The following is an 8,784-nucleotide window of genomic DNA, read 5'->3' on the forward strand; positions in this document are numbered from 1 at the left end:
AATCGCGGAAAAGTCTTGATTGGCGCGGAATGCACCGCAGAGCGCGATGCCTTTCTGACCCTGATCGAGCATGCGTTACCCTCGTGCGCGACCCCGCTTGCCCAGGCAATCCGCACGATCCGGACATTGGCGATCCGCGCTTTGCCGGGCGAGCGGGCCGAGGCCCAGCGGATCATCGCGTCGAGCCTGTCTGAACTCGACGGGGTTCTTGAAACCCTTGTCCATGCCAGCCTTCCGGGCGAGCCGCTCGAACGGCTGCTCGCACTGATCGACAGCTTCCGCTATTCGCGCGATATTGGCGAGGATTCCCTGTCCGCCACGGCGCACAGTCCATGCTGGGCGATCAACCTCGTCGCTACCGCCCAAGCGCCCCTATTTCATCTGGGTGAGATCCCCCTCCCCTTCCCCGGCGTCGTCCAGCGCCGCCTTTTCAGGGCGGATCGAGGTCCTGCCGTGCGACGTGAAGATGCAAAGGCGGGCCTCCTCGACGCTCTTCATAACACTCTGTGCGATATCGCCTTGATGCCGCGCGCCAGCGCACTGTTCGCCAAGGAATTTCCTGATCAACGGTCGAATTCCCGGCTCTATCCTAGCTGGATGATGTTGTACGCTCTGGGATCCCTTACCCCGGCGCAGCTTGCTCGCGCCTTGCCAGCCACCAAGGCGGGTGCCGCGAAACTGCTGCGTCAACTCGTAACGCGGCGTCTCGCCAACAATGGGGGATCCTTCGAACCGTTTTTCTGTGCAACCCGCCTGACTGTATCCTTTCCAGATGCCCCGCATAAGTCTCCTGACGAGACGTCCTCCGATCGAGAGCATGGCCTGTTTACCCTGTAGCTTCCAAGCCTTAGCGACATATCGGGGTTCCGCGAGCGAGATTGTCGGTTATGATGGGTTCTCCTGAGGACTATCTCCTTGTGCCTTGCCGCAAGGCCAGAGTGACGCATGTTCCCGGTCCGGCTTGGCACGGCGATCAGCGCATCTCGAACCATTTTGCCGAGGCCCAGCGGTTCGCATGCTCATCCCATGGTCTTTGGGTGGCCCGTCCAGGCGAGTTCCAGGACGATGGTGTACGCATCAATTCCGGTCAGCAGTCCACATTCGATTAACGCTGCCGCCTGTTGACGGCTTACGAGCTGCCGATCTCGTAGTAGCAGATCTGGTGCAAAAGAAAGTTTGGTGATTTTCCGGATAGGCCCGGGAGCCTGGGAACGTCTAGATTGGTCAGCAAGATGAGGAGCGAGCAACGGAAAGGCGTCTTGAGGCTCGTATGCCCAGTCCGTTCTTGATATGTTCAAGGCACCGCAAAGCATCGATCATTCTTTTCCTAAACTAAATTCAAAATCCAGGCGCCTCGGCGCAGGAAGTTAGAGATTTAGGAATAGGTTAGGATGTTAGAGGTCGTTTTGAACCTTCCGACTCGCGCTTCTTCCACGATTCGGCCTTGAACTCTGGGATGCGATAGCACGATAGATCATCCCTGATCGCACGTGGACGAGATCTCTGATAGCACGAAGATGAATCCTTGATAGCACGAGCACCCCCTCTCCGGCTTCTACTTGCGGGGTGCGATAGCACGATGAAAGGCTTGAAAATCTCCATAAACCGTAGCGAATGCTGGAGAGAGACATCATGAAATTCGTCCTGAATCGGGCGTTGAGGTCGCCTTTATCGTGCTATCACGGCCGGTTCTGCATGCGGCGGAGATATGGTCGAGACTTCGTCATCGTGCTATCGAGGATAGGTGACTGTCCGGGCCCGGCGTCGCTCATGTCGCACTATGACATTGCAAGGACTCGAACGGGAAGATCACGAGATTCCGCTGAAATGACGGAATATCCCCCTAGGCCTTGGGTGTCTGGCGCCCCGGACCTGGATGGACAGGCGCCAGTTCGGAATTCCGCAGGTGCAGCGGATCCGCGCGGAAAGATGCTGGGGCGCCGCATAGCGCGGGCTAGGAGGTGGGCTCTGCGCGATCTTTACACTCAGCTGCGGCCGTATAGCCCCTCCCCGCTCCGGCGCCTGGCATTCTCCAGCAGCGCTGGTTTTGGTCGGCTGGTCACGCCCTGAACCTTATTCCTCATCCGCTGTAATAATCTGGAGAGACATGCCGGCTGAACCTGGGCTTTGGGCCGCCCTGACTCAGTCTGCTTGCCCTTTCCCCGTTCCATTCATAGCCGCATCCCGCTTCTTATCTGCTGCGTTGCAACTCCGACATTATGAGGAACTGGCGCCGGCCTTTGGCAGGATCGCTGTCGACAGAGGGAGGGTAGACAAAGCCGCGATGGGAATCGCGCCAGTTCTACCGGCGGATCATGGGTCGGTAACTAAGGCACTTGCCGGAAGGCACCATCCTCGATGCGGTAATAGGGGCACGGATGGGTGGTGTAAGCACGAAGTTGCCTTCGGCAACATATTGCCTAAGTGACAGATAATACACGGGAATATGCCGTTTTTGGCATTCGAGCCAATGCTAGATCGATCTTGTGGAGAAGGAAGGAAGTCAGAGCTATTCAACCGTAACGCTACTATTTTCTTCTTAGATCCCGGCCCGAATAGGGGCACATGGGTTTTTCTCTCTCAAAGCGGCGATGGCTGATGGAGTCGCTGCTCGGAGCGCTTGGAACGGCTTCGTTTCTGCTGGGCTGCGGGGGCGTGATGGCTGGATCGGGCTCTGCCTGAGATGCATCTGCGCTCTGCTGGCCGGAACGTGCTATCGGGCATCGGGCCGTCACCCTTTGTCCGAGGGCACAAAATGGCTGGAAAACAAGCTTTAGCGGGATGCACGGAGCAGAAGATGGCATCGGATTTTCATATCCGCGATAGCACGATCAGATGTCTTGTCGGTGTGTTGATTCCCGGATCCGGATGGCGGGCCGCTTGATGGGCGTGCGAATGCCGCGCCGCATAGGGCCTGTCTCAGTGATGGACTCGTGGCAATGGCTTCGTCGCTCGCGACTACCAGATGTGAGCGGGAAGGGGAGGGGAGGGGCGCAATATTGGGGGAGAGGGGCGCCAGCGCGTTTCCAGGTGATCTGGCTTGGCCAGGATCAGGGCTTTAGCGAACGCATGAAACGCCGGCATGTCGTAGCTCACGCTTGCTAGGATGCCGCCTCAGGCGCGCGGCAGATTGTGCTTGTTGCGTTGATGATGGCTCTTCATGAAGAAATAGAAGCGCTTTGAATAGTTGGCTGGAAGTTCGGAGAGGTTCTTGGCGATGTAGCTGTCGAACCGCGCCATGAGGACATCAAGATCCCAGCCGGGGAAATCACGACGTATCGCCGCATAGGTCTCCGGATCTATAACATCCTTCGCCGTGTTACCCTGCCGACGCGGTGGGGTCCGTGCAGGCGCTCTTCCGGGGGCATCTGCTACGCGAAACCCTTGCGCCGTGCTTGCGACAAGAGCAGCCATCTCCTCCGGTGACACAAGATCGGCCTTATCAACCGACGGCGGCGGAACGAATGAGACCGGTCCTCGCTTGGGCCGGGTCTGTGCTGACGAGTTAGGCGCAGGCGAGGGGGGCTTCCCCGTGCCATCCCAGTCCTTGCGCATCACCATCCAGAGCTTTGGGTTGGCCGATTTTTCATCACGGACTTCAATATGGAGCTCGGGCAAAGCGTCTGCCCGCGCGATCGCCATGAGCGATGCCTTAAACTTGGCGGCGCTCTGCTCGCTGCCGCTCTTTTGCAGCAACGTGTCAAATCCGATAGTGAAACCGTCCGGCCCGTTGCCGCCTGCATGCTTTCGCGCCGCGCGATAAAGCCAGCGTTCAATGCCCCCCTTGAGGTCAAAATAGGCTGGATGTACCGAAAGTACGGATTTCTGGTCAAGCACCCCGTCGAAGAACCATTTTGCAAGTGTGACTTCGATACAAAGTACCTTGTTACGTCGCTCATCAATCAACTGGGTCCAGCTGTCGATCCATGAGAACGTAACTTCCCGCGACTTACCCTTGGCGCAGATATTGGTCTTGATTGTCGTGGCCTGCAGGCGGTCAAGCGCATCTCGAAGACGTTCATAGGCCCGTCCGGAGGTGTCTCTGCGAATGAGCTTCATAATGTCCGCAGGGTGAACCCTGATGGTGGGGGAGAGCTGGTTGGAACGTTGTCTCTGCTCGTTAAGATAGGACGCAAAGAATATCATGATGTCAGCATCCCATATCGTCGCCATCCCATAATGAGGGTTGGCTGACACATGGACGCTGACCTGGCCATTGGGACTGAGATAATGAATAGGTTTGACGCGCTTCTTGGCCAGCGAAAAAAACGGACGCTGCATTGTCTCCTGATAATCACGCAGCGACATATCCCCGAAGTCGGGCAGGGGCGTAAACATCTCGAAACTGAGTTGCACTTGCCGACCAAGAGAGGGTGCCGATTCAGCCATCTCTAGCGTCCAAGCCCTCCGGCAAGGCGAGATGTTGCCGAAGGCAACATCGGCTTAAGTTGCTGTTTTAAAGAGATAAATCTCTGAAACAAGGTTTTTGGAAAAGATGCAATCGGCGCAGTCATGCCCGTGTCCTGTTCCAGATCCGCGAACGCTCTATCGTGGCGCGGAGCCCTTCGATCAGCTCTTCAATCGAACTTTCCGTGGGCACGATCTTGACGACAAGTTCCGTAGCCCTGTCCCGTTCGACAATGCCAAATTCCTTCCCTGCAGAAGTGCATAGCGTCTGCTTTTGCCGTCGAGGCCGGGCCTGTACGGCGTTGGCTGCTTCCAGCAGACGGGCAACCACCTCGCCTGCCGGAATGACCGCCTCCTCAAAGCTCTGCTTGAGGCTTTGTTCCTCCGAAATGGTGCTTGCGGCTTGTTCCATGCGCGCGAGCTTTTCCCTGTCGTCCATCAGAGGCAGGAGGGGCTTGGCAAAGTGAAGCGTCAGGTCACGAGGCGACCCGAAGGCCGCAACGATCGTCGCGGGCATTTCGGAAAGCGCGATATAGCGCGACAATGTGCCAGGGCTGAGCTTCAGCCGCTCCGACATCCGGCGCTGCACCCCGCCATAATGGGCATGCAATGCTTCCCTGTAATTGATCGCGCGCTCATAATCGGAGATGTCCTCACGCTCGCGATTCTCGATGTCGGCGACCCGGAAGGCTGCCTCGTCCGTCAAATCCTCGATCGAGGCGTAAAGGCTGATTTCAGGATGATCATTGGCGTTCAGCCAGGCGACCGCCCAATGGCGCCGGGTGCCGGTCACCAACTCATAGCGCTTGTCGCCAAGGGGTGTCGGGCGCACGATCACCGGGATCCGGTTCCCGTTCTCCGCGATAAGGGAGTCAATGAGCGTTCTGACCCGCTCTTCTGTGAGGGCCGCGTAATCCCGGGCGTTGCCCGGCCAGATCGAGACCTCGTCGGGCTTGAGCGAGATAGCCGGCTTCTTGAGGAGCTTTGCTGCTTCCTCGAAATTATCCAGCCGCCGCGCAGCAAAGTTCATCGGCTTGCGTGGACGTGAGGCGACCTCCTGTTCGCCCACCCCGTCGCCTTGGCCGGCAGCGGTGTTCGCTATGACCTCGTCGAAAATCGCACGCTTGCTCATGCCGCTTCCCCGTCCAGCAGGCGACGGTCATCGAAACCCGTCATGCTCGTCGAGGGCCATTGCTGCCGGATCACGTGCAGGACTTCGGAAAACACCAGATCCAGGTTGTCCCGGCAGCGCGTGAAAGTCTTGTGAGAAGAAATGGGTTTGTCGGACTCGTACACAGAACGAAACTCCTGCACCGAGTTCTTGATCTCTTCCGATGCAAGTATGGGGTTCGTAAGCATGTTCGTGCCGCACATCTGCTGCAGGATCCTCAGCATTCCGGTTTCCCCGTCCGCCGAGCGCGAATAGTTCGACGCCACCACCCGGATGAAATCATAATTGACGCCCATGTCATAACCCTGGAGCGACTCCAGCGTGTCGGCGATGTTGGTCATGAAGTGTATCGTCGAGAGGAAATCGAGCTGGCGTGCCGGCACTGGTATGACAAGGCCCGTCGCGGCCGCCATCACATTCATCCCCAGAAAACCCATCGCTGGCGGCGGATCGAGAAGAATGACGTCAAATTCCCGGCGAACCTGGCTGATGCCGGACCTCAAGAGGCCAAAGCGGCGCATGATCTCCTGGCGGCCCTCCGCGCCGGCCACCATATGCCATTCAATCTCGCCGAGTCCCAGGCTCGAGGGAACTATCTTCGTCGTGGGCCAGGCCGTGTCCCGGATGGTCAGTCGAAAATCGTTCAGGGGCGCGGTTGGTGCGAGAAAATGGGCGAGCGTCTCTTCGCTTTCCCATAGCTCTTCCTGATCAACGTCGAAGAGCGAGCTGGTCGAGGCCTGCGGATCGCAGTCGACTACCAGGACCCTCAGCCCCTGCAGGGAAAGATAATCCGCCAGATGCTTGGTGATGGTGCTTTTGCCGACACCACCCTTGAAATTCTGCACAGCAAGGACGACCGCAGGCTCATGGGACTGCTTGCCTGGAATAATGCCCAAGCCCTGCCGGATGAGGGTCAGATCCTCCAGGGTATAGTAGCGGCGCCCGTTCGAACCGATCTTGGGTTGGGGCAGGCGGCCCTTGGCCTCGGCCTTTGCCAGGGCTTCGGGCGTGCGGCCGATGAGGTCAGCCGCACGGCCCGGACCGAAGGTGAGCTCGAGCCGCTTACGCGCACGAGGTCGAAAGGCGACCTTCTTGAGCTGGGAACTTAAGGCTTCGCCATTGTCGACCATGGCTCTGAGGTTGGATATCGTATCGATCATGGAGCCCCCGGGCCGAATCGCTAAGGTGCGACGGTTGCCAATAAATTACGTAACTGACGGATGGTTGTCAATAAATCGCCGGTTTTTCCGGAATTTTCCAAACCGGGTTACGTGACCGCTGGCCTGAATCTCGATTTGGCCCGAACCGGCTCCGTTTTCCCGCATGGGTCACGAAGCATATTTGCTTGGCGCAAGATGCTGCGAAAGACAGGCTCGCAACTGGATCCGCTTTCCCCGCCGCGCTCCTCCCGGCGCGTGATCGACGACAGGCCTCGATCGCTCCCTCCCGATGCTCCACTTGGCAGCCCGTGGTCGGGCGCGACTGCTCATGCTCGAGGCAAGGTCCGCACCGAACGTTGCGCCAAATCATAACGAATATTGATCTCATCTTCGGCGCATTCGACAAATGCTTGCGGATGCAGGCATTGGCGTTACAAGAAGGCGATGGGTGAAATAATCATGACGCCCAACGCTACAATCCAGACGGGGAATTATGTCGGAAACCAAGCAGAAGGCGAAGAAGGGGAACGCGTCCACTACCGGTGCGAAGGTCAGGGGCAGCTTGCCACTCTATCACGACCCCCGGGCCGTCCATAGCGCCACACACCGCGACGTAGCAGTGCATGTGGGACCGGGTGACTTCTCCTTCGCTCGGAAGGCGCCGATGGTCCAGATCGCCGTCGACGAGTTTGAGCGCGCCGCTCTCGACTATCCCATCGTGTTCTTCGGTGAGGATCATCAACCCTATGTCGTGACTGGCCTCGACGCCGAACGAAACCTCTTTGTCGCGGAGGGCGGCTATCGTCCGGATGCCTACGTGCCCGCCTATCTCCGGCGCTATCCCTTCGTGTTTGCGCGTGACGAGGGCAGCGACGCCCTGATCCTCTGTCTGGATCATGGCTCGAGCCGTGTGGCAAAGGTCGGGGATGAAGGTGCTGCCGCGTTGTTCGAGGGCGACGAGCCTACTGTGCTGACGCGCCAGGCCCTGGAGTTTTGTGAGAATTACGAGGCCGCCCAAGCGCGCACCCGGATACTTGTGGGCCTGCTCCTCGAGCTTGAACTGTTCGAGGTCAAGCAGGTTCATTACACACCTCCTGGAGAAGCAACGGCCAACCTTCTGCTTGAATATCGGACAATCGACCGAGCCCGGCTGGACGCCCTTGCTCCGGACGACTTCCTGAGGCTGCGTGAGGCAGGGGCCCTGCCATCCATCTTCGCGCAGATCGCGTCGCAGGCGAACTGGGATATTCTCGCCGTCAGCCGGCGCGAGGTCGAGGACCAGATGGTAAAGGCGGCCTAGTCAAAAGCCGCCGTTGCGTCGGAAGTATCGCGACCGAGAACGAATATGCTTTGCTCAGGCAAACTGGACGCCGGCCCCAGGCCTGCGTCCAATGGGCGTCGAGGTTCCGGCGGGCACGCAATGTGAGCGTGGCGCGCGTTGCTTCCATCACATGGCGGCTGCACATTTAGTCCGCCGTGCGAAAGGCCGCTTCGAACTCTGGCGAAGGGGACGAAGAGGATCGTTCCATGGAATAGAAGTGCAATAACAAGAATACACATGCATTCGTAAGTTAGAAAATGCTTGCCTGACAAGCATTCATTAACCATTATTCACGGTCGAGTGAAGGGTGATGGTGGAGACCGCCGGCCCCCTTCCTGAAAAAATGGCAAACCGGCGGTGACGGCGGGACGCAAAACCTCCGGTCTCAACGCGAGATAGCGGGGCTGCTGAAGGAAGGTTTGATGTCTCAGATGCCTGCGGACGACACGGTCCGCTTCATACCGAGCCGGCGCAAGACTGGTTCTGCCAGCGACAGGGTCTGGCCGGACCGTGTTTGGCCAATGGCGCGGGCGACGCACCGCCAGGGGGCGGTTCTTCAAGGATAATGTTCGAGGGCGCGGGCCTGCCTCACGGGCGGCGGGCAACGGCACAAAGCGTGCATGCAGGGGGCAAGTTTGCGTATTTCCAATATGAGGGACCGCCAGCTGGGCGGCCGTGCACGTTCGATCGCAGCCGCCAGAATTTGGCGGACAAGCGTGTCGATT

The 8,784-nt window shown here is 58.6% G+C and carries 6 protein-coding genes and 1 riboswitch; of the genes, 2 read left to right on the top strand and 4 right to left on the bottom strand.

The features are described from left to right. Positions 1 to 837 (top strand): hypothetical protein (locus YP76_RS24785; RefSeq protein ID WP_046766069.1); only part of this gene is annotated, 837 nt, incomplete at its 5' end. Positions 838 to 3,114: 2,277 nt separating this feature from the next. On the opposite strand, the gene YP76_RS24790 is transcribed toward YP76_RS24785, so the two are convergent. The 4 genes from YP76_RS24790 to YP76_RS24800 are packed head-to-tail and all read right to left on the bottom strand — an operon-like array spanning position 3,115 to position 6,738. Further along, positions 3,115 to 4,389, bottom strand: a complete 1,275-nt coding sequence (locus YP76_RS24790; protein WP_046766070.1) for a replication initiator protein A — start codon at positions 4,387 to 4,389, stop codon at positions 3,115 to 3,117. Positions 4,390 to 4,391: 2 nt separating this feature from the next. Further along, entirely contained in the window at positions 4,392 to 4,514 is a 123-nt protein-coding gene (locus YP76_RS29125; RefSeq protein ID WP_269748667.1) for a hypothetical protein, read from the bottom strand. After that, on the bottom strand, positions 4,511 to 5,539 hold the full coding sequence (locus tag YP76_RS24795) for a ParB/RepB/Spo0J family partition protein (RefSeq protein ID WP_046766071.1): 1,029 nt from the start codon (positions 5,537 to 5,539) through the stop codon (positions 4,511 to 4,513). Before YP76_RS24795 ends, YP76_RS29125 begins: the two co-directional genes overlap by 4 nt. Continuing rightward, complete coding sequence (locus YP76_RS24800) at positions 5,536 to 6,738, bottom strand: AAA family ATPase (RefSeq protein WP_046766072.1); 1,203 nt, start codon at positions 6,736 to 6,738, stop codon at positions 5,536 to 5,538. Before YP76_RS24800 ends, YP76_RS24795 begins: the two co-directional genes overlap by 4 nt. 493 nt (positions 6,739 to 7,231) lie before the next feature. Here YP76_RS24800 and YP76_RS24805 point away from each other — a divergent pair, with 493 nt between their 5' ends. Further along, positions 7,232 to 8,038 carry a SapC family protein gene (locus tag YP76_RS24805; protein ID WP_084733346.1) on the top strand — a complete coding sequence of 269 codons (807 nt, stop codon included), beginning with the start codon at positions 7,232 to 7,234 and terminating at the stop codon, positions 8,036 to 8,038. 356 nt (positions 8,039 to 8,394) lie between these two features. Further along, a riboswitch (cyclic di-GMP riboswitch) is annotated at positions 8,395 to 8,471 on the top strand. Positions 8,472 to 8,784 lie beyond the last annotated feature (313 nt).

It is taken from the genome of Sphingobium chungbukense (assembly GCF_001005725.1).
Classification (GTDB): Bacteria; Pseudomonadota; Alphaproteobacteria; order Sphingomonadales; family Sphingomonadaceae; genus Sphingobium; species Sphingobium chungbukense.